Source organism: Bosea sp. NBC_00550, from assembly GCF_026020075.1.
GTDB lineage: Bacteria > Pseudomonadota > Alphaproteobacteria > Rhizobiales > Beijerinckiaceae > Allobosea.
In genome coordinates, this window is the sequence record NZ_CP102772.1 from 3,270,444 (window position 1) to 3,295,281 (window position 24,838).

At 63.7% G+C, this 24,838-nt stretch carries 27 protein-coding genes and 3 pseudogenes; 12 read left to right on the top strand and 18 right to left on the bottom strand.

All coding sequences use genetic code 11. The features are described 5' to 3' along the window. Nucleotides 1–119: 119 nt before the first annotated feature. Together NWE53_RS15725 and NWE53_RS15730 are read right to left on the bottom strand one after the other, a co-directional pair. Complete coding sequence (locus NWE53_RS15725) at nucleotides 120–1,319, bottom strand: efflux RND transporter periplasmic adaptor subunit (protein WP_265050318.1); 1,200 nt, start codon at nucleotides 1,317–1,319, stop codon at nucleotides 120–122. A gap of 53 nt (nucleotides 1,320–1,372) precedes the next feature. Then, nucleotides 1,373–2,209: an alpha/beta hydrolase gene (locus NWE53_RS15730; protein ID WP_265050319.1), complete on the bottom strand. Its 837-nt coding sequence runs from the start codon at nucleotides 2,207–2,209 to the stop codon at nucleotides 1,373–1,375. A gap of 108 nt (nucleotides 2,210–2,317) precedes the next feature. Here NWE53_RS15730 and NWE53_RS15735 point away from each other — a divergent pair, with 108 nt between their 5' ends. Together NWE53_RS15735 and NWE53_RS15740 are read left to right on the top strand one after the other, a co-directional pair. Beyond that, nucleotides 2,318–3,271: a LysR family transcriptional regulator gene (locus tag NWE53_RS15735; RefSeq protein WP_265050320.1), complete on the top strand. Its 954-nt coding sequence runs from the start codon at nucleotides 2,318–2,320 to the stop codon at nucleotides 3,269–3,271. Nucleotides 3,272–3,725: 454 nt separating this feature from the next. After that, a complete protein-coding gene (locus tag NWE53_RS15740; RefSeq protein ID WP_265050321.1) occupies nucleotides 3,726–4,142 on the top strand; it encodes a hypothetical protein in 417 nt (138 codons plus the stop codon). Between the two features lie 55 nt (nucleotides 4,143–4,197). Here NWE53_RS15740 and NWE53_RS15745 read toward each other — a convergent pair whose 3' ends face one another. The 4 genes from NWE53_RS15745 to gabD all read right to left on the bottom strand — a co-directional run bounded on the left by NWE53_RS15745 (nucleotide 4,198) and on the right by gabD (nucleotide 7,036). After that, a complete protein-coding gene (locus NWE53_RS15745; protein WP_265050322.1) occupies nucleotides 4,198–4,569 on the bottom strand; it encodes a DUF6481 family protein in 372 nt (123 codons plus the stop codon). A 16-nt stretch (nucleotides 4,570–4,585) separates the two neighbouring features. Next, entirely contained in the window at nucleotides 4,586–4,849 is a 264-nt protein-coding gene (rpsU, locus tag NWE53_RS15750; RefSeq protein WP_265050323.1) for a 30S ribosomal protein S21, read from the bottom strand. A 136-nt stretch (nucleotides 4,850–4,985) separates the two neighbouring features. After that, nucleotides 4,986–5,195: a cold-shock protein gene (locus NWE53_RS15755; protein ID WP_265050324.1), complete on the bottom strand. Its 210-nt coding sequence runs from the start codon at nucleotides 5,193–5,195 to the stop codon at nucleotides 4,986–4,988. A gap of 362 nt (nucleotides 5,196–5,557) precedes the next feature. Beyond that, nucleotides 5,558–7,036, bottom strand: a complete 1,479-nt coding sequence (gabD, locus tag NWE53_RS15760) for an NADP-dependent succinate-semialdehyde dehydrogenase (RefSeq protein WP_265050325.1) — start codon at nucleotides 7,034–7,036, stop codon at nucleotides 5,558–5,560. 135 nt (nucleotides 7,037–7,171) lie between these two features. On the opposite strand from gabD, the gene NWE53_RS15765 reads away from it, so the two are divergent. Continuing rightward, the gene (locus NWE53_RS15765; protein ID WP_265050326.1) at nucleotides 7,172–8,254 is read left to right on the top strand and encodes a glycerol dehydrogenase; all 1,083 of its coding nucleotides are present in this window, start codon (nucleotides 7,172–7,174) and stop codon (nucleotides 8,252–8,254) included. A 66-nt stretch (nucleotides 8,255–8,320) separates the two neighbouring features. On the opposite strand, the gene NWE53_RS15770 is transcribed toward NWE53_RS15765, so the two are convergent. The 7 genes and pseudogenes from NWE53_RS15770 to NWE53_RS29855 all read right to left on the bottom strand — a co-directional run. Further along, nucleotides 8,321–9,310: a transketolase family protein gene (locus NWE53_RS15770; RefSeq protein ID WP_265050327.1), complete on the bottom strand. Its 990-nt coding sequence runs from the start codon at nucleotides 9,308–9,310 to the stop codon at nucleotides 8,321–8,323. Nucleotides 9,311–9,313: 3 nt separating this feature from the next. Beyond that, the gene (locus NWE53_RS15775; protein WP_265050328.1) at nucleotides 9,314–10,195 is read right to left on the bottom strand and encodes a transketolase; all 882 of its coding nucleotides are present in this window, start codon (nucleotides 10,193–10,195) and stop codon (nucleotides 9,314–9,316) included. Between the two features lie 27 nt (nucleotides 10,196–10,222). After that, a complete protein-coding gene (locus NWE53_RS15780; RefSeq protein WP_265050329.1) occupies nucleotides 10,223–10,588 on the bottom strand; it encodes an ABC transporter permease subunit in 366 nt (121 codons plus the stop codon). A gap of 97 nt (nucleotides 10,589–10,685) precedes the next feature. Beyond that, nucleotides 10,686–11,714 carry an ABC transporter substrate-binding protein gene (locus tag NWE53_RS15785; protein ID WP_265050330.1) on the bottom strand — a complete coding sequence of 343 codons (1,029 nt, stop codon included), beginning with the start codon at nucleotides 11,712–11,714 and terminating at the stop codon, nucleotides 10,686–10,688. A gap of 2 nt (nucleotides 11,715–11,716) precedes the next feature. Continuing rightward, nucleotides 11,717–11,950: a hypothetical protein gene (locus NWE53_RS15790; protein WP_265050331.1), complete on the bottom strand. Its 234-nt coding sequence runs from the start codon at nucleotides 11,948–11,950 to the stop codon at nucleotides 11,717–11,719. A 394-nt stretch (nucleotides 11,951–12,344) separates the two neighbouring features. Next, entirely contained in the window at nucleotides 12,345–12,830 is a 486-nt protein-coding gene (locus tag NWE53_RS15795; RefSeq protein WP_265054926.1) for an FCD domain-containing protein, read from the bottom strand. Between the two features lie 39 nt (nucleotides 12,831–12,869). Then, nucleotides 12,870–13,058, bottom strand: a pseudogene (locus NWE53_RS29855) (GntR family transcriptional regulator); the annotation flags it as partial. A 63-nt stretch (nucleotides 13,059–13,121) separates the two neighbouring features. Here NWE53_RS29855 and NWE53_RS15805 point away from each other — a divergent pair. The 3 genes from NWE53_RS15805 to NWE53_RS15815 are packed head-to-tail and all read left to right on the top strand — an operon-like array spanning nucleotide 13,122 to nucleotide 15,124. Further along, nucleotides 13,122–13,961 carry a shikimate dehydrogenase family protein gene (locus NWE53_RS15805; protein WP_265050332.1) on the top strand — a complete coding sequence of 280 codons (840 nt, stop codon included), beginning with the start codon at nucleotides 13,122–13,124 and terminating at the stop codon, nucleotides 13,959–13,961. 51 nt (nucleotides 13,962–14,012) lie between these two features. Next, a complete protein-coding gene (locus NWE53_RS15810; protein WP_265050333.1) occupies nucleotides 14,013–14,729 on the top strand; it encodes an SDR family NAD(P)-dependent oxidoreductase in 717 nt (238 codons plus the stop codon). An 11-nt stretch (nucleotides 14,730–14,740) separates the two neighbouring features. Beyond that, a complete protein-coding gene (locus NWE53_RS15815) occupies nucleotides 14,741–15,124 on the top strand; it encodes an NIPSNAP family protein (RefSeq protein WP_265050334.1) in 384 nt (127 codons plus the stop codon). 80 nt (nucleotides 15,125–15,204) lie between these two features. Here NWE53_RS15815 and NWE53_RS15820 read toward each other — a convergent pair whose 3' ends face one another. Beyond that, the gene (locus tag NWE53_RS15820; RefSeq protein ID WP_265050335.1) at nucleotides 15,205–16,134 is read right to left on the bottom strand and encodes a LysR family transcriptional regulator; all 930 of its coding nucleotides are present in this window, start codon (nucleotides 16,132–16,134) and stop codon (nucleotides 15,205–15,207) included. Nucleotides 16,135–16,368: 234 nt separating this feature from the next. Between NWE53_RS15820 and NWE53_RS15825 the strand changes: the two are divergent. From NWE53_RS15825 to NWE53_RS29860, 3 genes and pseudogenes are all read left to right on the top strand, one after another. Next, nucleotides 16,369–17,066 (top strand): annotated as a pseudogene (locus tag NWE53_RS15825) (type 1 glutamine amidotransferase domain-containing protein). A gap of 65 nt (nucleotides 17,067–17,131) precedes the next feature. Further along, nucleotides 17,132–17,971 carry a type 1 glutamine amidotransferase domain-containing protein gene (locus tag NWE53_RS15830; protein ID WP_265050336.1) on the top strand — a complete coding sequence of 280 codons (840 nt, stop codon included), beginning with the start codon at nucleotides 17,132–17,134 and terminating at the stop codon, nucleotides 17,969–17,971. 125 nt (nucleotides 17,972–18,096) lie between these two features. Further along, a pseudogene (locus NWE53_RS29860) lies at nucleotides 18,097–18,394 on the top strand (putative quinol monooxygenase). 107 nt (nucleotides 18,395–18,501) lie between these two features. Here the strand turns inward: NWE53_RS29860 and NWE53_RS15840 are convergent. Next, nucleotides 18,502–19,428, bottom strand: coding sequence for a manganese catalase family protein (locus NWE53_RS15840; RefSeq protein ID WP_265050337.1), 927 nt, complete (start codon nucleotides 19,426–19,428; stop codon nucleotides 18,502–18,504). 248 nt (nucleotides 19,429–19,676) lie between these two features. Here NWE53_RS15840 and NWE53_RS15845 point away from each other — a divergent pair, with 248 nt between their 5' ends. The 3 genes from NWE53_RS15845 to NWE53_RS15855 all read left to right on the top strand — a co-directional run bounded on the left by NWE53_RS15845 (nucleotide 19,677) and on the right by NWE53_RS15855 (nucleotide 21,178). Next, nucleotides 19,677–19,979 carry a hypothetical protein gene (locus NWE53_RS15845; protein WP_265050338.1) on the top strand — a complete coding sequence of 101 codons (303 nt, stop codon included), beginning with the start codon at nucleotides 19,677–19,679 and terminating at the stop codon, nucleotides 19,977–19,979. 33 nt (nucleotides 19,980–20,012) lie between these two features. Beyond that, on the top strand, nucleotides 20,013–20,261 hold the full coding sequence (locus tag NWE53_RS15850; RefSeq protein WP_265050339.1) for a hypothetical protein: 249 nt from the start codon (nucleotides 20,013–20,015) through the stop codon (nucleotides 20,259–20,261). 419 nt (nucleotides 20,262–20,680) lie between these two features. Then, nucleotides 20,681–21,178, top strand: coding sequence for a MarR family winged helix-turn-helix transcriptional regulator (locus tag NWE53_RS15855; RefSeq protein WP_265050340.1), 498 nt, complete (start codon nucleotides 20,681–20,683; stop codon nucleotides 21,176–21,178). Between the two features lie 214 nt (nucleotides 21,179–21,392). Here the strand turns inward: NWE53_RS15855 and NWE53_RS15860 are convergent, their stop codons facing one another. Genes NWE53_RS15860 through NWE53_RS15870 form a run of 3 tightly spaced genes read right to left on the bottom strand, consistent with a single transcriptional unit; the run spans nucleotide 21,393 to nucleotide 24,801 of the window. Continuing rightward, on the bottom strand, nucleotides 21,393–22,103 hold the full coding sequence (locus NWE53_RS15860; RefSeq protein ID WP_265050341.1) for an ABC transporter ATP-binding protein: 711 nt from the start codon (nucleotides 22,101–22,103) through the stop codon (nucleotides 21,393–21,395). Further along, nucleotides 22,103–22,900: an ABC transporter ATP-binding protein gene (locus NWE53_RS15865; RefSeq protein WP_265050342.1), complete on the bottom strand. Its 798-nt coding sequence runs from the start codon at nucleotides 22,898–22,900 to the stop codon at nucleotides 22,103–22,105. The genes NWE53_RS15860 and NWE53_RS15865 overlap by 1 nt, the downstream gene beginning before the upstream one ends. Next, on the bottom strand, nucleotides 22,897–24,801 hold the full coding sequence (locus NWE53_RS15870; RefSeq protein ID WP_265050343.1) for an ABC transporter permease: 1,905 nt from the start codon (nucleotides 24,799–24,801) through the stop codon (nucleotides 22,897–22,899). Before NWE53_RS15870 ends, NWE53_RS15865 begins: the two co-directional genes overlap by 4 nt. Nucleotides 24,802–24,838: the final 37 nt, after the last annotated feature.

Genomic DNA, 24,838 nt, shown 5'->3' on the forward strand with positions numbered 1-24,838 from the left:
CGCCGTCATGCTCGGGCTTGACCCGAGCATCTCCCACCGAATGAGGCTCCTTCAGCCTCATCCTGCCTGAGTTTCTCGGGTCTGCGCTCCGCTTCGCCCGAGAATGACGGCTATGTGCCTCAGCGTTGGGCGAGTTCGGTCGCGGGCTTCCTCAACTCGCTCTTCTCGGCCATCGGCACGGGCTCCGGCGCAACCACCGCACCGGGCCGGACACGTTGCAGCCCGTTGACGACGATGCGTTCGCCGGGCTTCAGCCCGGCAGTGACGACCCGCAGCCCATCATGCGCAGCCCCCAGCGAGACTTCACGCCAGACCGCCTTGGCGTCATCGCCGACCACGAAGACGAACTTCTTGTTCTGGTCGGTGCCGACCGCCCGCTCGTTGATGACGAGCTGCGGCTCGGCCTTGGCCTGCCCGAGCTGCACGCGGACGAACTGGCCCGGCATCAGCCGGCCTTCCGGGTTGTCGAGCAGGGCGCGCACCCGCACCGTGCCGCTGGCGCCGTCGATGCCGTTGTCGACGAAGTGCAGCCGGCCGCTGACGCTCGTGTTGCCGCCAGCAGCCGTCGTCAGCTTCACCGGAATCTGCTCCAGCGCGCGCGAGCCGTTCGGCAGCGAGGCCAGCGCATCGAGCAGGCTGCGCTCGTCGGCATTGAACGCGGCATAGATCGGATCGACCGAAAGCAGGCTCGTTAGCACCTGCCCGCCGGCCGCGATCAGATTGCCGATGGTGACGTCGAGCCGCCCTATACGACCCGCGATGGGCGCGCGGATCTGGGTGTAATCGAGATTGAGCTGCGCCGTGCGGCGGGCGGCTTCGGCCGCGCGCAGATTCGCTTGCGCCTCACGCAGGGCATTTACGCGAGTGTCGAGGTCGCGCTGCGAGAGGTTGCGGCTGGCGCTGAGCTGCTGGCCGCGCTCGTTCTCGCTCTCGGCCAGTGCGACGCGCGCCTGCGCGGCGAGCACCTGCGCCTGGACCCGCTCCAGCTCGGCGAGATAGGGCGCCTGATCGATACTGACGAGCAGATCGCCCTGCTTGACGAGATTGCCCTCGCGGAAATGCACGGCCTCGACGACGCCGGCGACGCGCGAGCGCAGCTCGACGCGCTCGATTGCCTCGAGCCGGCCGGAGAACTCCGCCCAGGGCACGATCTCGCGCGCCTCGACGGTGGCGACGGAAACGGGAATGGCGGGCGGCGCGGCTGGCGCCGTGTCGCCCTGCGCGCGGTTGCCGGAAAGGCCGATGGTGATGATGGCGGCCAGAGCGACCGAGGCGGTGAGCCCGGCCAGCAGGCGACGACGGTTCGTTCCCTGAATCATGGGTCAAAATCCTTATGGAATGATCGGAATGGAATTGGCGAAGCGGCCGAGCGCTAGGGCGGCGCCGTCAGGGCATAGAAGGCCGCGATGGCGCCGCGTGTGGCGCAGAGGCAGGAACCTTCCTTCGGCGCCTCGGCATAGGCCTGCGGCCAATGCGTCGTCGCGTCGAGCTCGACATGGCGGACGGTCACGCCGGCCTTGTGCAGCCGAGTGGCATATTGTGCGGCCTCGTCGCGCATCGGGTCGTCCTGTGCGCTGATCAGCAGCGCCGGCGGCAGCCCGGTGAGACGCGTCGCCTGAAGCGGCGCTGCATAGGGATGGGCCGCGCGCTCGGGCGTGCCGAGATAATCGGCCCAGCCATCTGCCCAGCGGCAACCCACCGGACCGGCCTGCACCTCGCGCAGCGAAGCGGTCGCGAGGCAGGCATCGAGCATCGGCGAAAGCAGGATCTGCCCGGCCAGCGCCGGCCCGCCACGGTCGCGGGCCATCATCGCCAGCGCCGCCGCCAGATTGCCGCCGGCCTCCTCGCCCGCGACATAGACCGGAGCCTTGCGAGCCGTCCATCGCGCGCGCCCTCTGGCGAGAGCCTCGAGCGCGACATAGATGCCTTCCAGCGTATCGGGGAAACGCAGCCCCGGGGCGAGCGGATAGGAGAGCGAGAACACCACCGCGCCAGCCTCGGTCAAAGCGGTAGCGACTGCCTGTCCCTCGGCGAGAGAGCCACTGTTGAAGTGGCCGCCATGCAGATGCAGCACGAGGCCGGCATCTTCAGGCACGTCCGCGGGCACATAGAGACGGCCCGCGACGCTCTCGCCACGCACGCTCAGGCTCTCGTCCCGCCAGAAGACGGAGAGAACCGGCTGCAGCCTCTGTGTTGCGATAGCGGGCATGGCTCACCTTCGCTGTTGCGTTGCAGCATGAGGTAGTGGGTGGCCTGATCGAAATAAATAGGCTAATCACTCATTCATTGTTTACACAGAGAAACAATCAGAGGGCACATGGACCAGCTCGGAGCCATGCGGGCGTTTGTCAGGGTCGTCGAAACCGGGACGTTCACGCGTGCGGCGGATCTCCTCGACATGCCGAAGCCGACAGTCACGAAGCTGATCCAGCAGCTCGAAGCGCATTTGCGAGCCAAGCTGCTGAACCGCACGACGCGGCGTGTGACGGTGACCATGGATGGGGCCGCCTATTACGAACGAGCGCTACGCCTGCTCTCCGAACTCGATGAGCTCGACGCCAGCCTGACGGTCGCACAGGCGCGCCCGAGCGGACGGCTGAGGGTCGATTGCAGCTCGGCGCTGGCGATCTCGGTGATCATCCCGGCGCTTCACGAGTTCCAGGCCCGCTATCCCGACATCCAGCTCGACCTCGGCCTCAGCGACCGTCCGGCCGACCTCATCGGCGAGAACCTGGACTGCGCGGTGCGCGCCGGCGAGATCGCCGACCAGAGCCTGATCGCCCGGCGGATTGGCGAGATGCAGCTCATCACCTGTGCTTCGCCCGATTATCTCGCCCGCTTCGGCACGCCACGCCATCCGCGCGACATCGAAAGCGGGCATCAGATCGTCGCCTACCGCCCGGCTCTGGGCGGACGCGTCTTGCCGATGATCTACCAGAATCGCACGGAAACGATCGAGATCGCCGGCCGCTACACCATCTCGCTCAATGACGGCACCGGGTATCTTGCCGCCGGGCTTGCGGGCCACGGCATCATGCAGCTGCCGACCTTCATGGCTCGCGAGCCGATCGCGGATGGGCGGCTGGTGCCGCTGCTGCTGGACTGGTGCGCGGCTCCAAAGCCGCTGCACATCGTCTATCCCCCGAACCGGCATTTGAGCAACAAGCTGCGTGTCTTCGTCGATTGGCTGGCGGAGCTGTTCGCCAGGGACAATCTGGTTCAGCGGCCCGGTGTCCCACCGCCAGCGCAGTACGTGGAGACCGCCGCCTGAACTCGGTGGATTACCGAGCCGGCAGCTTGGGGGCCTGAAGATTCACCGCCGTTCTAGCCCATCATCCGCGCAACGATAGCGCGCAGCTCTGCCCGGGATAAGCTGGAAGATTGGGGTTTCCAGTTCGGAGAAGACTTAGGCGGCAATACATTTTGCGGAACTGCAGCAGGCTGCTGCTTTTTGATCTGTTTAAGTCGTGTGATGTTTTTCATATCAATCCGATGGCGCACGGCTTTGCCGTCGCGCCTTGTAAAATCGCCGCACCGAAAGCTCCCAAGGAGCTGCGCACAGCGATCGATTTTTCGAGGGAGTGAGGCCGGCGCCTCGCTTGGAGGCAATGCCAGCTGATTGCTCTGTCGACCGCTATGGATAGCGAGTCATTGTGGCTAATCAACGTTGGCGTCGGCCAAACCGGTTGGTCAGGAATCTACTGTCTTGGATCGACGGCAACGCCATGCCGAGCGGCACGGCGCGGGCGCCTGTCAATGGCCTGCGTTGCTTCTTCGAGCATCTTGAACGGGCCGCCGTGTATGGTGGCCCATCGTTCCAGCAGGACGGTCACGCGCAACACTGGGATGGGCCTGATCGTAAGGCGATCGATAACCATCCCCCGATTGTCGAATTATCGGGCGATGCGACTCCGCCGGACAGTGCTTTTTGCGGCAGGCGCGCGCGGTGCACTGGCTGCAACCGCAGCAGCGGCTTCGGCCTCGGCCGCCTCTTTTGCCAGCCGGAGCGCGCGCAACTTGGCGGTCCGATCCCGAACCGCAGCCTGTTCGATCCGCAGAGCTTCGAGCGCGCTGTCCGCCTCGACACGACGTTGCGCCGCAAGCGTTGCCCTGCTCTGCGCTCGCAACTGAGCTTCGTCTGACGAAATCCGCTTGGTCGACATCGCAGAACTCCTTGGCGCTCTTAAACGCCAGCTGTCAGCGGCGCTTTCCGGCAGCACGCGTTTGCATGTACTGGACCGCTTCGAGAAGCACTTTGCGCGGACGATCAGCTTCGATTCTGGCTCGTTCGGCCGCGCGGGCTACTTCGCGAGCCCGTTCTTCCTGGCGTTCTTCTTCGGCGATACGCTCACGTTCGGCCGCTGCGAGACGTTCCTCTTCAGCGCGGATCCGGGCCTTCTCGCTCTCCCGTTCGGCTCGCGCCCCGGCCAAAGCTTCCCGCTCGGCGCGGCGTTGAACCATGATCGGATCATCCGCCTTCGGGCGAGCCTGGAAGCGTTCGAGAAGCGCTTTCTTTGCGCTGGCCGAATGAGCCCGACGATCCGTGAAATTCTGCGGGTTGAAGCTCAAGCCTGTTTCCTCGCTATCACGCCAACGCGGCGGGACGCGGCGGGCGAGCGGGACGCTCTGCACGCTTGGGAGTGGGGATCAATCCCTCGCGCTGGGCCTGCTTGCGCGCTGCCTTGCGGGCGCGGCGGACGGCTTCAGCTTTTTCACGGGTGCGGCGTTCAGACGGCTTCTCGTAGGAACGACGAGCCTTCATTTCGCGAAACACGCCCTCGCGCTGCATCTTCTTTTTGAGGACGCGGAGCGCCTGCTCGACATTGTTGTCGCGAACGAGAACCTGCATTCGGATATCCTTCTGGTAAAAGAAAAGGGCCGGGCTATCCCGACCCTCCGTGACCATCCGTCGCTTTATCGAATTAGGCGCCGGTACATCCGCGGTCGCCACACATCTCGATTATCGCGCCGGACGGCGTCTCGACTCACTCGGCCTGCAGATTATCCGCAGAAACCTTGCCGGAGCGCTTGTCCTGCACCAGCTCGTAGGAGACCTTCTGGCCTTCCTTGAGCGTACGCAGACCAGCGCGCTCGACAGCGCTGATATGGACGAAAGCGTCCTGGCCGCCGTCTTCGGGCTGGATGAAACCGAAGCCCTTGTCGTTATTGAACCACTTAACCGTGCCGCGGGCCATGCTGACCTCCTGTAAAAAGCGACCGTGCATACGCAGCGGACGCCACGCATGTTTCGATTTGAGCAGGAAGTTCGTCAGCGGTGCGCAATAGAGCGCGGGGCCAATTCGTTCGGCCTAGATCGATTGCCGCAACATGAGCCCAACACGTGACTTTGTCAAACCTGACTGTTCTCGTGACAATTCCGGACGGGTTCCTCGCGGAGCTTATCGCTCGGAAAGAAACACTGGATTGCTGCTGTTTAGCAGCATTACGCGCGAGAGCGAAGCGGATGACGCCGGCCCGCTACGCTGCAGCAAGGCGCCTCAAAGCCATCTGGAGCGCCCGATCTGTGAGTCGGGCCCACGCCGTCGGCGAAAGCCCTCTAGGCATCGATGCCGCCCAGGCAGAGATACTTGATTTCGAGATAGTCCTCGATTCCGTATTTTGATCCTTCGCGGCCGAGTCCGGAAGACTTGACCCCGCCGAATGGCGCGACGGCTGTCGAGATCAGCCCCTCGTTGATACCGACCATTCCGTATTCGAGGGCTTCCGCCACGCGCAGGATCCGGCCGATATCGCGACTATAGAAATAGGACGCCAGGCCGAACTCGGTATCGTTGGCCATCTCGATCGCCTCCGCCTCCGTCTTGAAGCGGAACAGCGGCGCCACCGGTCCGAAAGTCTCCTCGCGGAATATCCTGGCTTCCCGCGGGACGTCGACCAGGATCGTCGGCGTGAAGAAGCTGCCGCCAAGCGCATGGCGCTTCCCGCCCGTGATGACTGACGCGCCGCGGCCGAGCGCATCGGCGACGTGATCTTCAGCTTTACGGACGGCGGCCTCGTCGATCAGCGGGCCGACGGCCACGCCGTCACCGAAGCCATCGCCGACCTTCATCGCCTCGACCGCCTTTTTCAGCCTGGCGGCAAAGGCGTCATAGATTCCGTCCTGTACCAGCAACCGGTTGGCACAGACGCAAGTCTGGCCGGCATTGCGGTATTTCGAAATCAACGCGCCTTCGACCGCCGCGTCGAGGTCGGCGTCGTCGAAGACGATGAAGGGCGCATTGCCGCCCAGTTCCAAGCTGGTCTTCTTGATCGTCGGGGCGCACTGCGCCAGCAGGGCCGCTCCAACCTCGGTGCTCCCCGTGAAGGAAAACTTGCGCACATCGCGATTCGAGGTCATCTCGCCGCCGATTTCGCTGCCCGGCCCTGTGATGACGTTACAAACGCCCGCCGGAAAGCCCGCTCGCTCCGCCAGGACAGCGATCGCAATCGCCGAGAACGGCGTCTGGCTCGCCGGGCGCAGCACGCCTGCGCAGCCCGCAGCCCAGCCGGGGCCGGCCTTGCGCGTGATCATCGCAGCCGGAAAGTTCCAGGGTGTGATCGCCGCGAAGACGCCGATCGGCTCCTTCTGCACGATGATGCGGCGGCCGGGGAGATGCTGGGGAATGGTATCCCCGTAGATGCGCTTTCCCTCTTCCGCGAACCATTCGATGAAGCTGGCGGCATAAGCGATTTCATTGCGGCTCTCGGCCAGGGGCTTCCCTTGCTCCGCCGTCATGATCCGGGCGAGGTCTTCCTGATTCTCCATCATCAGCGCGAAGAGGCGCCGCAGTTTCACTGCGCGCTCCTGCGCCGTCAGCGCGCGCCAGGCCGGCTGGGCGCGCTTGGCCGCCGCGATCGCGCGGGCCGTCTCCTTCGCGCCGAGCGAGGGCACCCGGCCTATTGCAGCTCCAGTGGCCGGATTGGTGACCGAGATGCTCCGCCCCGTATCGGCCTCCAGCCACGCGCCGTCGATATAGTTCGCCTCGCGGAACAGAGAGCGATCCTTGAGCGTCGCCAGAAATGTTTCGTCGGCCATATGCGTGCTCCTCACTTGCCGTGTCCTCGCCGAGGCAGGCTTCCGCCTGCCGCGATGCCGATGCGCCTCCCGAGCATCTAGTCCGTCGGGCGTCCATAATGATATATGATATTTATTGAAACGAGGAGATAGCCTGTGCTCAAGATTTTTGGTGCGCCAAGCCGTTACGTTCAGGGGCCGGACGCGCTCAGCGGTCTCGGAGCTTTCGCGGCGAGGCTCGGGCGGCGTGCAGTGGTCGTCTCGGATCCGCTAGTCGGCAAGATGATCGGCGAGAGAGTTCTGCGATTATGCGCCGAGGAGCAGGTCGACGCCCGGATCTCCCTGGTCGAAGGCGAGGTCACGCATCAGAAGATTGCCGCCGTCGTCGAAAGCGTGCGCGCTCATGCGCCCGATCTCGTCATTGCCGCGGGCGGCGGCAAAAGCATCGACATCGGCAAGGCCGTGGCCAACGCCCTCAAGACGCGTCTCATCACGGTGCCCACCGTCGCCTCCAACGACTCACCCACGAGCAAGAACTACGTGATCTACGATGACCGGCATCAGCTCGTCGCGGTGGAGCACCTGCCCTTCGATCCGGACTATGTCGTGGTCGACACATTGCTGCTGTCCAAAGCACCGAAGCATCTGTTTCTTGCCGGGATCGGGGATGCGATCTCAAAGAAGTTTGAGGCGGAACAGGCGTTCGCGGCAGGCGGCGCGAATATGTTCGGGGAACATTCGACTCTCGCAGCACAGCTGCTCGCTGACGGCTGCTACCGCATACTCCGGGCCGACGCCGCGGCCGCGCTGGATTGTGCAGGCTCGGGAAGCCCGACGCCTGCATTCGAGCGAGCCGTGGAAGCCACCCTGCTGCTCAGCGGCCTGGGCTTCGAAAGCGGCGGCCTGTCGATCGCTCACGCGCTGACGCGGGGTTGGCCGGCCGTTCCGGGTGTCGCGGCGGCGATGCATGGGCTGCAGGTCGCCTTCGGGCTCCTGATCCAGTTGACGCTGGAAAAGCGGGATGACGCGATCGTCGCCGAGCTGGCCGAGTGGTACCGGACGGTCGGCCTGCCGCGCAGCCTGGCTGATCTCGGAGCGGCCGAAGCTTCGCAGGCCTCGCTCCTGGAAGCCGCAGAGCGGACCCTGACGGCGCCCCATGTCAGGAATTTCAAGCGGGCCTTGTCCGCGGCAGAGCTGGCGGCCTGCCTGGACACGTTCCGGCATGCGACTCCGATCTGAGTGGAGCGCCGCGCCGACAGCCCAAAAACACGAAAGAGCCCGTCAGGGCTCTTTCGATGTCATGCTTCAGGATTTGATCTTTGCGAGCGTCTCCCGCGCGACGCTCTCGATACCGCCGGCGTCGAGTTTGTAGTGCGCGTAGAGGTGGGTCGGTGGGGCAATCAGGCTGTACTCGTCATGGATGCCGTGCCGCACCAGCTTGATGCCCGCTCCCTCGTCAGCCAGGACCTCGGCCACCGCAGCCCCCAGCCCGCCGAGCACATTGTGCTCTTCGGCCGTCATCAGGATCTTCGACCGGGACGCGGCTTTCAGAATGGCTGCGCGGTCGAGCGGCTTGATCGTCGCCATATCGATCACGCCGACCGAACGGCCTTCACCGTTCAGCTTCTCGGCTGCTGCAAGCGCCGAGGAAACCGGCAGGCCGCATGCGATGATCGTGAGTTCCTCGCCAATCCCGTGCTCGATGGCCTTGCCGATCGTGAACGGCGTATCGGAGGAGTAGACCTCCGGCTCGCGGCCACGGCCGATCCTGAAATAGATCGGCTCGGGCCAATCGGCGGAAGCCTTGAGCGCTGCCTCGAACTGTGGGCCATCGGCCGGAGAGATGACCGTCAGATCAGCGATCGAGCGCATCGTCGCGATGTCCTCGGTCGCGTGATGGGACGTGCCATAGAATCCGAGGGAAATGCCGGTGTGATGCCCGATCAGCCTCACCGGCTGGCCGCCATAGGCCACATCCATGCGAATCTGCTCGCAGCAGAGCAGTCCGAGGAAGGACGCGAAGGTCGCCACGAACGGCATGTAGCCGGTCGTCGCCAATCCGGCAGCGGCCGACACCATGTTCTGCTCTGAAATGCCGAACTGGATATAGCGATCCGGATAATGGCTGGCGAACTTGTTGAGCCCGTTCGAATACTGCAGATCGGCGGATCCCGCGATTACCGGATGCCCGGCGTCAGCGAGGTGAATGAGCGCGTCCGAAAAATGGTTCAGGCCCGGCGTAATGGCGTTGAGCGCGCGATACTGCCAGGAATTCGGCGACATGGGCTGCGACATTGATCAAATCTCCGTGGCGAGGATTTCTTGGCGTACGCGTTCGGCATCGGCCGGATCGAGGTAGCCCAGGTGCCAGCCGGGTTCCGTTTCCATGAACGAAACGCCCTTTCCCTTGACCGTCTTCGCAATGATGCAGCAGGGCTGCGTCCTCCCCGCATCGGCCTTCACCCGCCGCAGAAGCGCGGTCAGTTCATTCAGGTTGTGGCCGTCGACCACGTGGGTCTCCCAGCCGAACGCGCGCCAACGCTCATCGAGCGGCTCGACGCCGATGACGTCGTCGACCGAACCGTCCAGCTGGAAGCCGTTTCGATCGACGATCGCAACCAGCCGCGACAGCCTGTGGTGGGAGGCGAACTGAGCGGCTTCCCAGACCTGCCCTTCCTGCATCTCACCGTCGCCGACCATGACGAAGGTCGTGAAATCCCGGTTCTGCAGGCGCCCGCCCCACGCTATGCCGGCACCGTTGGAGAGAGCGTGCCCGATGGAGCCCGACGAGAAGTCGACGCCCGGAACCTTGCGCATGTCGGGATGATCGCCGAGCGGATTGCCAAGACGGGTATAGCCGTCGAGCAACTCCTTCGTGATGAAACCCAGCTCGGCGAAGATCGGGTAGAGGCCGACCGCGGCGTGCCCTTTTCCCATCAGGAACCGATCGCGGTCCTCCCATTTCGGCTCGCCCTGGCGGAGGTTCATGACGTCGTAGTAGAGCGCCGCGAAGATCTCCGCGGCGGAGAAGACCGACGAGTAGTGCCCGACCTTCGCGATTTCGATGAGCCGTACGGTTTCCAGCCGGATGAACCGCGCCTTCTCGCGGAGCAGCGCGAGTTGTTCCGCCGTCAGCGCAAGCGAATTGCTAAGCTGTCGGTCAAGGGCGTCCGTTTCCATCTCATCACTCCATTGCTATATGATATATCATTTTCGCAGACGCCCCGCCGTCAGCAGGAGCGCACTGAGCGGCTCGACGACCAGCGCCCGCTCGCGTTTGAACAGGGGCGAAATGACATAGGCCTGGATACAATACCCGATGGCGAACAGGATGGGCACTGTAGCGATGACAGTAAAATACGGATGGAGACCTGTTATACTGACGATCGTATAGGAGATATACATCGCCAGCATCAGTAACGATCCATGCGCGAAATTGATGACGCGCAGAACGCCGAAAATCAAACTCAGGCCGAGGGCAATTCCGCCGTACAGGCCTCCGATCAGGAGGCCGTTGACCACGGCAAACCCAAGAATCAGCGGATCCATAAACGCCCCCTGGTCGCGCAACATTCCGTCCGGCGGTTTTCCGACGGGCGAAGCGTTCGCTGGGGTTTCAGTGGCGCCGGCCGCGGCAAAGAGCCCGGCCGGCAGTCGAAACGATCGAAGGCTATCTTTGCGCCCAGGCCGGCAGCGGCCAGACCGGCTTGGTGTCTTTCAGACGGTTTTCCATCGGCCAGACAGTTCGCCTTTCGCCGCGGATATTCTGCGAAATGACGCCATGGGCGTGCGTATTCTGGCCCTGCTCGTCGAACGAGATGCGTTGATAGCCGATCGACAAGGCCGGGCCCGACGTGATGTCGGTGGCGGCGAGAGCGGACCGGATCTTCTCCTTGTCCGCAGACGCCGATCGCTCAAGCACATCCTTGATGACGTAGAGGTTCGAAAGTCCCTGGGCGCCGTAGGAATTGATCTCGTAACCAAATTCCTTTTTGAAGCGAGCGTTGGCATCCTGGAGCTCCGGGGTCGGATCTGCCTTGATCCGGTCGACCTGCCAGTCCTCCTGCACGAACAGATACTCGACGGCCTTGGCCGGGACCCCCTTGTAGAAGCCGGGATCCTCCGAGCCGCCCCCGACCGAATGAATACCGTAGGGCACATCGATCTTGTTCTCGAAGAACTGGCGAGAGAACAGGATGTGATCCGGCGTATAGGCGACGACCAGCATCGCATCGGGCTTCGCTGCGCGGATCTTGAGCAGCTGCGCCGAGAAATCGACCTGGTTGGGCGGATATGATTCGTTCAGCACGACTTGCATGCCGCGCGCGGTCACGAGCTTCTGGATGGCCGCGACATGCGAGCGACCCCAGTCGGTGCCCTCGTAGAAGAGCCCGATACGGGCCGGGCCCTTGCCGGTTTCCTGCTTCAGCAGATCGATGGCGTCGATCTGCTCGCGCGCATCGTACTGAGCCTTGTTATTCGGCCGGAATACGTATTTGAAGCCGCGTTCGGTAATCTCGTCCTTCACAGCGCCGGTGACGAGCCAGGGCGTCTTGTAGCGCTCGGCGACCTCGGAGGCGGGGAAGGTGACGGCGCTGTTGTAGGCGCCGACGATCATGGCAACCTTTTCACGCTGAATCAGACGCTCGGTTTCCGCGGCGCCGACATCGGGCTTCGACTGCGAGTCGGCGAATATCAACTTCAGCTTGGCGCGCCGAGCGATTTGATCCCGCCCGCGCCATTGATCTGCTCCGCGGCAACGACAGCGCCCAGCCTGGTCTGGTTGCCGATTGTCGCGGAGGCTCCAGACAGCGGCAGGACGAAGCCGATCGAGACCTCGTTCTCGGCCTGGGCCCGCGCGGCCGTCCCTAGAACGGCCGTCCCGGCGGCCAAGGCCGCGGCTGAAAGCACAATGCGTCGATTGAAACCTGACATAGACCCTCTCCTCCCACATCTTCTTTTAAATATGATACAGGATATATCTTCGAACGGAGGTGCTGTCAACGCTGCGCCGCTTCCCAGCCGGTTGGGGCGAGGTGTCAGTTGGTGCGGGGCCTTAATTCTCGCCGCGCGGCAGCCGAGCCCGGAACACAGCCGGATCTGCAACGGGGCGCTGGCTTTAGAGTGGCGAGATGCGGCGCCAGGCGACCGCGATGCAGGCTCCGCAAGAACGGCCGGCAGCACGTCGGGCCGCAGCGAAAGGAACCGCCAACCTATAAAGCAAGGCTCGCTAAGCGGCTCGCAAGGGAGCCGGCGCGACGCCGACGGGCCAAGGGGTCATCTTTGGAAGCCGGGCCATCGTTAGAAACTGGCCGGCTACCCGAGCGCCCTATGCGGACAAGCTTTCCGCCTTGCGCTCGACCCAGTCGATCATCACGCGGCCCCACTTGATGTCCGCCTGAATCGCCTGCCTGGTCTTTTCGGGGTTCCGTTCCCGCAGGCCGTCCAGCACTTCGAAATGCTTGTGATCGCGGCTACCGAGTTCGCGCGGCGGCATCTCCTCATGAAACCGCCGGAGCAACGGCCCCATCATCACCCACATGTTTCCCACGGTCGCCAGAATCAACGGCGCTCGCGCCGCCGAGATCAGCGCGAAATGAAACAGGCGATTCTGAATGGCGGCCTCGCGTGAATCCACGGCCGCGGCGTTGTGGAAGTCCGCCTGAATCCGCTCGAGCTTGGCCAACTCAAGTTTGGTGATGCGCTCCGCGGCCATGGCCGCCGCTTCGCCCTCCAGATGAATCCGGATGCGCTGGATCTCGTCGAGATTTGCCGCAGAAAGCTCGGGGACATGGATCGCGGTCGCTGCCTTCATTTCCAGCACATGGTCGCTGACCAGACGGAAGATCGCCTCACGTACCGGCGTTATCGAAACACCGAGCTCATCCGCCAATTCCGCAATACGCAGGCGGTCGCCCGGTTGAAAGCGTCCTTCCATCAGGGCGCCACGGATATTCTCGTAAACGCGCTCCGAAAGGTTCCCTTTTACGACTGGCTTAAGCGTTTTCATGGATGCCCTCGCGACCTCGTCTTCATATATCATATTCCGGTCTCGGGTCTAATCGAGGGCCGAGTGCCGGAAAATGCCCCTTGCGGCCTTTTTCAAATGAAATATGATATATGGTGTTTCATCGCTTGGAGGAGCGCTCGTGACGACACCATCAATCTCCGCAAGACCCGGCTCGTCCCTTTGGTCGGCTACCCGGCCGGCCATATCCGCGCCCCGTCCTTTCTCAATCCGGCCCTCGCCACGCGGGGCATCGATGCCATCGTCATTCCCTGGCAGGTGGCGCCGGGCAACTTGCCGACGGTGATCGATGCATTTCGGCATTCCGAAAGCATGGCCGGGTTCATCGCGACCGTGCCGCACAAGACGGCGCTTCCCCAGTTATGCGACCACCTGACGGATGATGCCGCGGCACTGCGGGCCGTGAATGTCGTGCGGCGCGGCGAGGATGGCCGGCTCGAAGGCGGAATCCTGGATGGCGAGGGCTTCGTCGCGGGCTTGAAGAGCCAGGGCCACGACCTCACCGATCGTAATGTCCTTCTCATCGGCGCCGGTGGAGCGGCGTCCGCAATCGCGCTCGCATTGGCGCGGGAGCCGATCGCGTCTCTGACGATTGCCAATCGCAGCCGCGACAAGGCTCAGGCGCTGGCTGCCCTGGTCGGCGACATGACCGGCAAGAAGGCCTCGGAAGGCCCGGCCGATCCGCGCTCATACGACATCGTCGTCAACGCTACCGTGCTCGGCATGAAGGATACCGACCCGCTTCCGGTCTCGGATACAGGCTTCCGTCCGGGCCAGCTTGTCGCCGAAGCCATCATGCAACCGCCAAAGACCCGCCTCCTCTCCGAGGCCGAACAGGCCGGTGCGGAGATCCATCTCGGCGAGCACATGGTCCGCGCTCAGATCGGCCTCCTGATCGATTTTCTGTTCAACCCGTAGGCCGCGCGATCCTGGCCTCGGCGCAAGACATTCACCGCATCGGAGACGTAGATGCCTGACCAAAAGAAATCTGGAGCCGGGACGGCCATCGTCACCGGCGGCGGCACCGGCATCGGACGGGCCTGTGCCGAATTACTCGCCGAGAGAGGCTTGCGCATCATCGCGATCGGGCTGGATCGCGACGAGAATCTGCCTCCGGCGATCGAGTTCCGCAAGCTCGACGTCACCGACGAGACCGCGCTCGCCGAGCTCGCGGAAGCCTGCCCGGATGCGTCCGTTCTCGTGAACGCAGCTGGAATCATTCTGCACGAGAACCGCGAGTTCACGCCTGAGGGGTTCCGCAAGGTGTTGGACGTGAATGTCACGGCAGGGCACATCGCCACCATGTCATTGCGTCCGCATCTGGCGCGAAATCGCGGATCCGTCGTCAACATCGCGTCGATGTGGAGCTATTTCGGTTCCCCCCGCAATCCTGCTTACGCGACGTCCAAGGGCGCGGTTGTCCAGTTGACCCGCTCTCACGCCGTCGCGTTCGCACCGGAAGGCATTCGCGTGAATGCCGTAGCTCCCGGTTGGATCGAAACGCGCCTCTCGGCCGGGGCTCTGCAGAACCCAGAACGCGCGCCCGCGCTGCTCGCCCGCATTCCGCTCGGACGGTGGGGCAGCCCTCGCGACGTGGCCGAGGTCGTCGGGTTCCTGACGTCGCCCGCCGCAAGCTACGTCACCGGCGCCATCATTCCCGTCGACGGCGGCTTTGGAATTGCGTGAAGCCGCTTCGGTTGGCGGCCATTCAGCGCCCGCCAACCACCGGCCTCTCCCCGTCCCGCTCGCAACAACCGGTGTACGCAATGATCTATGAAGAGCGCGATTATCGCATCAAGTTCGGCAAGCTGTCCGAGTTCCTCCAACTCTATGGAGACCACGGGCTTCCGATACAGAAGGAGCACTTGGGCAACCTCGTCGCTTATTTCACCAGCGAGATCGGCGAACTCAATCATATCGTCGCGATCTGGAGCTATGAGAGCTTCGAAGATCGCGCCGCCCGCCGCAAAAACATGCTGGCGGACCAGCGGTGGCACGAATACCTGAAATGCGTCGATGGCTTCATCGATGTTCAGGCCACTCGCATCCTCTCGCCCGTCTCGTTCTCGCCTTTGCAGTAGCGCTCAAGCTTTCCATCGCTTGAAAAAGAAGGGCTTTCTCAGGTTGGACGTCGCGCGCGCGCATGGTTCGGGCGCGCGGCCTAACTCGCCCCCTCCCAAGCCCGCACCGCGCTATCCGTCGTGAGGAAATCGATCAGGGCCCGTGTAGCGGCCGACAGGCGGCGATGCGGCGCGAAGAGGATCGAAAACGGCCGGGTGCGCCCGCTTGCATACTCCAGAATCTCGACGAGCCGCCCTTGGGCAATGCGATCACGCACGATGAAATCGTAGGACTGGCAGATGCCCAGGCCGGCTTCGGCCAGCGATACGACGCCCAGCACATCGTCATAGACATGGACACGGCCCGACGGCGTCCAATCGATGTCGCGTTCGCCTGCGCGAAACAGCCAGGGCGCACAACGACCGGTGCTCGGCATGACGAAGGGCAGGCATCGATGGTCGGCCAGATCCTCGATCGTCTTCGGCGTTCCGGCCCGGTCCAGATAGTCAGACGACGCCACCAGACGCAGCGGCGCATCTTCCAGCTTCCGTCCGACGAGCCCGCTATCCTGCAGCGGCCCTAGGCGGATCGCCAGATCATAGCCTTCGGCCACGAGATCGACGTTGCGGTTGGCGATGCTCAACTCGATCTGGACCTCCGGATAGGCTCTCGCGAACCCCTCGAGCGCCGCGGGAAGCCGGTAATGGCCATAGGTCGTCGGCACGCTCAGGCGAATGCGCCCCTTCAGATGCGCCCCTTCCTGCCCCTGAATGGCTCGCTCGGCGTCGTCGATCAGGAAGAACGCATTGCGCGCCTGGTCGAGATAGGCGCGGCCGGCATCCGTCAGGTTCAGGCGCCGGGTCGTCCGACGCATCAGCTGGGCGCCGAGCCGCGTTTCCAGGCGCGTGATCGCCCGGCTGAGAACCGACGGCGTCGTCGACAACGCGACCGCCGCATCGGTCATCGATCCCTTCTCCGCCACCGTCACGAAAACCTCAACGTCCCCTAGATGGTCGAACCGCCTGCCCATTCTTGCCTCTCGCGACTAAATCGATTTCGACACCGGCATTTTTCGCCATTGCTGGCGCCGCTCAGCTTCGCGCGGATTTGGGCAGCCGCGCGTGCGCCGACAGAGGCGTTACCATTTGGCTCCATAGCGAACAAATCAATTCCATCGCTGATTATTTATCGCTGCAATCGGCCTGAATAGATTGGCGTCATCGGACCCCGAAATGTCCACGATGATTATGTTCAGGAGCAAATCATGGCCAACATCGATGGACAGCGCAGACCCGTCATGTTCGTTCTGACCAGCCACGGCGCGAAAGGCGAAACCGGGGAGCCCACCGGCTTCTATCTCGGCGAGGTGACGCATCCGCTGGCGGTGCTGGAAGCCGCCGGCATTCCGGTCGAGTTCGCCTCGATCAGGGTGGCGAGCCGCCGGTCGACGGGCTCGATCTCGACGACGCCGTCAACGCGCGTTTCTGGAACGACGACGCTTTCCGCAGTGCCATCCGAACGACGCAGCGTCTGGCGGACGTGAAGCCCGAGCGCTACGCGGCCATATTCTTCGCGGGCGGCCATGGCGCCATGTGGGACTTTCCGAAGAGCCCGGCGGTGAACAGCGTCACGCGCAGCATCTATGAGGCGGGTGGTGTCGTCGCCGCCGTTTGTCACGGCCCGGCAGCACTGGTCAACGTCACGCTGAGCAACGGCACCCATCTCGTGGCCGGCAAGAATGTCGCCGCCTTCACCGATGACGAGGAGCGCGCTGTCGAGCTCGACAAGGAGGTTCCCTTCCTCCTCGCAACCACGCTCGTTGCACGCGGCGCTCACCATCATCCCGCGCCCGACTGGACCGCCAAGGTGGTGGTGGATGGCCGCTTGATCACCGGCCAGAACCCGCAATCCGCAGCCGGAGTCGGCGAAGCCCTGCGCGATCTGCTGAACGCCCGTTCCTGAAAATCCCAACTCGAACTGACGGCGTTCCCTGCCTGGCGGCGGGTCGCGCTCACTTGGAGACTATCATGAAGCTCATTCGCACTCTCGCTGTCGCCCTGGCGTTGGGAACGACCGCCATCAACGCGCAGGCCGGCAATGTCCTGGTCGTTCTTTCGGATACCGGACGCCTCGACCTGAAGGACGGGAAGGTCTTTGAAACCGGCTTCTATCTCAACGAGCTGATGCAGCCGGTCAAAGCCCTGCTCGACGCCGGCCACGACATCACCTTCGCGACACCGAAGGGCAACGCGCCCACCCTCGACAAGTCCTCCGTCGACAAGATGCATTTCGCCGGCAACGAGACGGAGATGCAGGCGAGCAGCGCGCTGCTCGAAAAGCTCAACCTGACGTCGCCGACCAAGTCGCCCGTCATCAGCCTCACTCGCGTGGAACAGATCGGCTACGACCGTTTCGACGCGGTCTTTGTCCCCGGCGGCCATGCCCCGATGCAGGACCTCCTGGTGAGCCCGGAACTCGGCAAGCTTCTCACCGACTTCCATGCCAAGGGCAAAACCACGGCGCTCGTTTGTCACGGACCTATCGCGCTGCTTTCGGCCCTGCCTGATGCCAAGGGGTTCACCAGCCAGCTTGAGGCCAATGGCGCCACGAAGAAGCAGGACTGGATCTACGCCGGATACAAATTCACGGTGATCAGCAACAACGAAGAAGAAATGGCGAAGGGCCTGCTCAACGGCGGAGAGATGAAGTTCTATCCGCAAAGCGCCCTGGAGGCCGCCGGCGCCAGCTTCGTCAGCAACAAGACCCCATTCACGTCGAATGTGGTCGTCGACCGCGAGCTGATCACCGGCCAGAATCCGGCTTCCGCCCCGGCTGTCGCCGCCGAGCTGCTGAAGCGCCTGAAATAACCCTCGTCATTCCTGATAGCCCAGTCTCCCACCTGCGGGGACTGGGAGCCTCCAGCGTGTGCCGTCGACAAGAAGCCGAACGGCGACGCGCAGGCAAATGACTCCCTCAACTCAAAAGGCAAGAGATGACCGCCAACATCAAAGTCGTGGCCCGCGTTGTCATAACGATGGGAAAAGAGAATGCGTTCGAGAAGCACGCCAGCTGCTCTTTCCGTCGCAACCCGAACCGAAGCAGGATGTGTATCCTACCATCTTTTCAGCAACCCCACCCAAAAGGGCGTCTACGTCTTCGTTGAAGAATGGGCATCGCGATCCCTATGGGAACAGCACATGTCCGGCGAGGCCATACGTGCATTCAATGCGCAGCTGCCGGCCGGAACCATTGCCCAGATCGAGATCCACCCGCTCGAACAGATCGCCTGATCGCACGCATCGGCGCAAACGGACCTCAAGATGCTTCGCTTTGCCGCCGAGCACGCTCGGCGGCACCGTCGAGATTGGTGTCGGCACGATCAGCCATCGCTCGTTCCTTATCGAGAGGCTTTGTAGAGCTTGGTGGCAATCTCGAACATTTCCTCGGGGGCATAGTCCGGCGTGAACGCGGAGGGAACGCCGGTCAACTGATGGATCTTGCCGCCCTCCGGCATGCCCTCGACGACTTCCAACTCGCCTGGGGGATCGCCCGGCAGGGCCATTTCTCCGTTGCCCCATATGCCCGCCATCTCCCGGTAATCGCTGGGGCTGAACGTGTAGAGGCGCCGGTGCGAGCCTTCCTGAAGGTACTTCTGACATTCGGGGATCTTGTCGAGATTGATGTTCGGCGTCGGCAGCATCTTCTCGATCTCGACGCCGGTGATCTGCTTCAGCGCAAGTGCATAGGCATGAGCGTGGACCGAGCCGCGGACCAGCAGATAGCCGCAAACCTCGCGTCCTGTCGGGTCGGTCAGCGTCTCGTAGACGCGCAGCTTATGGAGCCGAGCGCCGCATTCGAGATGGAAGTTGTGCAGCAGATCGGTCACGACATTGCCCGTTGTCGTGATGAAATCGGTGTTCCAGGAGACGCCGTTGCTATTGACCGGCGTCGCGCCACCCGCATTCGACAGGAATGCCGCTGCAAGCCGCATATCCTGCATGCCTTCGTAAGGCGCCTTGGAGATGTCTCCGCCGTCGCCGAGGTCGCCATCCTTCTTGTCCGGCCCATTGGCAATCATGGCCACGCCATTGCTAACCAGCTCGACATGGCCGAGTTCTTCGGCCGTGATGCTGGCGACCAGACTGTAGAAGGGCCGCAGCTTCTCCTTGCTGCGGAAATTGAAGCTCTGGAACATGTAGTTCCCGAGGGTGGACATCTCGCCATACTTGCCGCCGAGCAACTCCTGGAGAGCGGCGGCGGCATTGGCATCTGCCTTTTTTGGAGGTGGCAGTTCGGCCTGAAGCCGATCGACGCGCATGAACATGAAATTGAACTCCCGTTTTACCTTTGCGAAAAACGGCCATGCGCAGCGCTATGTTCCGATCAACTGATAATTAAAATCAGTATGTCAAAAGACATACCGGGCGGTATTTCGCTGCAATTTCAACGAATGCTCTAAATTTTTCAAATAATACGTGAATTTATTTTGACATGCCGGGCAAACAGGCGCCTTTAGAGAGCGGGATTTAACGCCTTTATTTCCGCAGATAACGCGGTTGATCGGTTTTTCCCGTGAAACCCACAATTGAAACTTATACGGTCGCCATACCGTGGTACCAGCCAGAAGATTTCGCTTGCCTTTGGGCAATGGCTCTCGACGGCAATGACGAGCCGCCCGATTACGAGGCTTGGCGCCGGCAGGCACTTGCGGTCTGCAACGAATGGCTGGCGAGGGGCAGAGCGCTTCAGTTCGTGACGGTTCGACCGGCTGCCTTGATCGCATGGCTCGACGAGCGCGCTTTGGCGAACACCTCGGAAAACCGGCGCCGGTATGTCGAGAGCCTTGCCATGGGGAAGTCCACGGAGGCGACCTAGAGCACAATGCCGAGTAGCAGGAAACCACGTTCCATGTTCAAAATGTTCTACGAGATGTCGATGCTCGCAATTGAAGCCCAGCAAGCGATCTGGCTTCGCACCCTCAAGCTCGCGAGAGGTGGCGCGGCGGCTGACAGCGAAGCAAAACGAATGGTGGCCGAGAAAGTCGCCGCGGCCCAGCAGGCCGCTGGAAGGCTGGCAACCGGCACGGCACCGATCGGGATTGTTCGAGGATACCGGCAAAAGGTCCGCTCGAACGTAAAGCGGCTATCGAGATCATAGCGAACCCGGTCGGGCTGTGGCGGCATTCGACGCGACGATGCTGCCGACCGCCCGTGATGGCGACGAACGCGAAGGCCCGCCACGCAGCTCCGCGCGGACATATGCCCGTAGGCCAGGAGTTGGTGCGTCGAGCCCGCGGGAGCGGCAAGACCTCGGCCGGGCTCAGCCAAGGAACGGCGCTGGACTGAGGCATCAGATTCAGGTGTCGATCGACTGCGGATCGCACTCCAGTCCTTGATACCGCAAGCACGGCGAGGCCGGAGGCGACCGCAAGGCTAGTGACACCTTAATCGAAGGCGTGCGCACTCAAGGCAGGACAAGCGGCGATTGAACGTATAGTAACAAGTTTTGTCGCCTTATTGTGCAGTGAGCCGCTCAGGGGCCGGTGCAAGCTGCATGCTCATCCGCGGGGAGAACTGATGAGAGGAAGAGCGCGCGCGTCCACCCGACGCCCCGAGGAGCCCGGCGAGAAGCCTTCGCAACCGGCCGTCGGTCGGCCAAACGGCTATGTGCTCGACGAGCAGGTCGGCTTCCTGATGCGCCGGGCGCAGCAGCGCCATATCTCCATCTTCCAGCAGACCATCGGCGAGAATGGTCCGACGCCGACGCAATTCGCCGCATTGAGCAAGCTTGCTGCAGGGGGCGAAGACATCTCGCAGAACCAGCTCGGCCGCATGACGGCGATGGACCCTGCGACCATCAAAGGCGTCATCGCCCGCCTGGCCGAACGTGGCCTCGTCGAACGCCTGCCCGATCCCAACGACCAGAGGCGCATCCTCATCCGGCTGAGCGAGCAGGGGCAGGCGACGATACCCGAGCTCTTCGAGAAGGCGAAGGCGATCACCGCCGCGACGCTGGAACCTCTGTCGCGAGAGGAGGCGAAGCAACTGCTTGCGCTCCTCGCCAAGCTCGGCTGAGCAGAACGCCATCCACCGCAATTGCGTGCCTGCTCGGGTGCCCTGAGGTCGAGGCCTTTAGTGCGTGCTGGAGTTTCGTGGAAAGGCTGGTCATCCCGGACGGAGCGAAGCGCAGATCCGGGATCCATGCCTGAACCTCGACTGGACGCGCTCCGGCATGGATCCCGGGTCAAGCCCGGGATGACGACGTGCTTCCGTGAAAAAACAGCACGCTCTAGAGCGACAGGTACTGGCTGCGGATGGCTTCGTCGGCCTTGAGCTCGTCCATCGTCCCGGTGAAGCGGATGATGCCCTTTTCGATGATCGCGGCGCGGTTGGCGACGTTACCGGCGAAATGCAGGTTCTGCTCCGAGATCAGGATGCTCAATCCCTCGTCCTTCAGCGCCAGGATGGTCTTGGCCATCTCCTCGACGATGACCGGCGCCAGCCCCTCCGAGGGTTCGTCGAGGAGGACGAGCTGCGGATTGCCCATCAGCGTGCGGGCGATGGTCAGCATCTGCTGCTCGCCGCCGGACATCGCGCCGCCCGGCCTGTCCCGCATGCGGCCGAGATTGGGAAAAAGCGCAAAGAGCCGCTCCGGCGTCCAGTGCGGCACGCCCTCTCGCGGTGGCCGCTGGCCGACGGAGAGGTTCTCCATCACGGTCAGTTCCGAGAAGATGCGCCGTTCCTCCGGCACATAGCCGATGCCGAGCCGGGCGATCTCGAAGGGCTCGCGCCCGTCGATGCGACGCCCGTCGAAGGAGACGCTGCCGCCGGCCGGGGGCACGAGGCCCATGACCGCCTTCATCGTCGTGGACTTGCCGGCGCCGTTCCGGCCCATCAGCGCCAGCACCTCGCCCCTCGCCATGCCGAAGGCGACGCCCTGCAGGATATGCGCGCGCCCGTAATAGGCGTCGAGTGCGGAGATTTCGAGCAGCGCGGTCATCAATGGCCTCCCGAAGTCGCGCCGGAGCCGAGGTAGACCGCCCGCACATTGGGATCCTGCCTGACATCCTCGGCCGTGCCGTCGGCGATCAGCCGGCCACGGTCGAGAACGATCACGCGGTCGGAATGGGTGAAGACGACATCCATGTCGTGCTCGGTGAAGAGCACCGCGATATTTTCGGCAGCGGCGATCCGGGCGGTCAGCGCCATCAGCTCGATGCGCTCGCGCGGCGCCATGCCGGCGGTCGGCTCGTCCATCAGCAGAAGGCGGGGCCGGTTGGCGAGCGCGACGGCGAGCTCGACACGCTTGAGGTCGCCATAGGCCAGCACGCCACAGGCGCGATCCGCCTGCTCGAGCATGCCGACCTGCGCGAGCAGGGCCTCGGCCTCCGCGACATGCCGCGCCCGGGCCGGCGCGAAAGGGTTCCAGAGCCCGCGCTCATGGGAGATCAGCGCCATCTGAATGTTCTCGCGGACAGTCATCGAGGTGAAGGTCGCGGTGATCTGGAAGGTCCGACCCACGCCCATGCGCCAGACGATGCGCGGCTTCAGCCCCGTGATCGGCCGGCCGGCGAGGACAACCTCTCCCCTGTCGGGGCGCAGCTGGCCGTTGAGCATGTTGAAGCAGGTCGTCTTTCCGGCGCCGTTCGGGCCGATCAGCGCCAGCATCTTGCCGGCTTCGACCGAGAAAGACACGCCCTGAACGGCATGGACGCCGCCGAAGGACTTCGCCAGATCGCGCACGACCAGAACGGCATCGTCCGCAAGATCGGACCGCAGGGATGCAACGGCGCTCATCGCACGCCCTCCACAGCCAGCCGGGCCGGGATCGCGCCATCATCGGTGTGCTGCGCATCGCGCCGCCGCTCCCGCAGCGCCAGCAGGCCGCCGACGAGACCGCGCGGGAAGAGCACGACCAGCAGCACGATCGACAGCCCCAGCATGAACCGCCAGTACATCGTCAGCTTCATCAGCTGCTCGCTCAGGCCCGCGAAGGCAAAGGCGCCTATGATCGGGCCGGACACCGTCTGCACGCCGCCGAGCAGGACCATCAGCAGCGCGTCGACCGAGCGCGGGATCGCCATGTAGGTCGGGAAGACCGAGCCCTTGAAGAAGGCGAACAGGCCCCCCGCGATGCCAGCCGAGAAGGCCGCGACGGTGAACGCCACCCACTGCACGCGCATCACGTCGATGCCGATGGCCTCGGCGCGCAGCGGATTGTCGCGCGCCGCCCTGAGCGCGTAGCCAAGCGGCGAGAACACGGCGAAGCGCAGCGCGATGATGCAGATCGCGCACACCACCAGGGCCAGATAGTAGTACGCCGTCTTCGAAACCGCCCAGGGCGACGGCCAGACGCCGAGGATGCCGTTGTCACCGCCGGTGAGATCGACCCACTGGAAGGCCGTCGCCCAGGAGATCTGCGCGAAGGCGAGCGTCAGCATGGCGAGATACACACCGGACAGCCTGACGCAGAACCAGCCGAAGACCACGCCGGCGATGCCCGCCAGGAATGGCGCAATGATCAGCGCCGGCTCCATCGGGGCCCCCAGCCATTTCACCGCCAGCGCCGAGCCATAAGCGCCGAGGCCGAAATAGGCGGCGTGGCCGAACGAGGCCATGCCGCCCGGCCCCATCATGAAATGCAGCGATGCGGCGAAGAGCGCGAAGATGACGAGTTCGGTCAGCGTCAGCAGCAGATAGTCGGGCGTCGCCAGCGGAGCGAGCACGAGCAGGATCAGGGCGGCGAGCCCGGCCAGCTTCGTCGCGCGGTCGGCGGGCGTCAGCAAGGGCTCGGCTGCGGCCGGGCCGCGCGCATGGCCGACCGGGCGCTTGCCCATCAACCCGTAGGGCTTGATGACCAGAACCACCGCCATGACCAGGAAGACGAGAACGAGCGTGATCTTGGGGAAGATCAGGATGCCAAAGGCATGCAGGATCCCGATCAGCACGGCAGCGAGATAAGCGCCGGTCACGCTGCCGAGCCCGCCGACCACCACGACCACGAAGGCCTCGGAGATCATCGCGAGGTCCATGTGCAGGGTCACGGCCTCGCGCGGCAGTTGCAGGGCGCCGCCGAAGCCGGCGAGCATCGCGCCGAAGGCGAAGACGGAGGTGAACAGGAGCCGCTGGTTGACGCCGAGCGCGCCGACCATGTCGCGGTCCTGCGTCGCGGCCCGCACAAGCGTGCCCCAGCGCGTCTTCTGGAACAGGAACCAGAGCACCGCGAGCACGGCCGGCCCGACCGCGATCAGGAACAGCTCGTAGGTCGGGAAGCGGTTGTCGAAGAGCACGACGAAGCTGCGGAAGCCGGGCGCACGCGGCCCCAGCTTGTCCTCGGCGCCCCAGGTGGCCAGCGCGATGTCTTGGATCATCAGCACGACGCCGAAGGTCGCGAGCAACTGGAAGAGCTCCGGCGCCTGGTAGATGCGGCGCAGGATCGTGACCTCCATCAGCAGACCGACGACCGCAACCAAAAGGGCCGCAAGCACCACGCCACCCCAGAAACCGAGCGCGTCGCCGGGGCCGAACCAGGTCACCAGCGTCCAGGCCAGATAGGCGCCCAGCATGTAGAGGGAGCCATGCGCGAAATTCACGATACGGGTGACGCCGAAAATGATCGACAGCCCCGATGCGACGAGAAACAGAGACGATGCGGAGGCAAGTCCGTTCAGCGTCTGCGTGAGAATGAGATCGAACATGAGGACCTCGCCTTCGGGCAGTATACGACACTGGCCC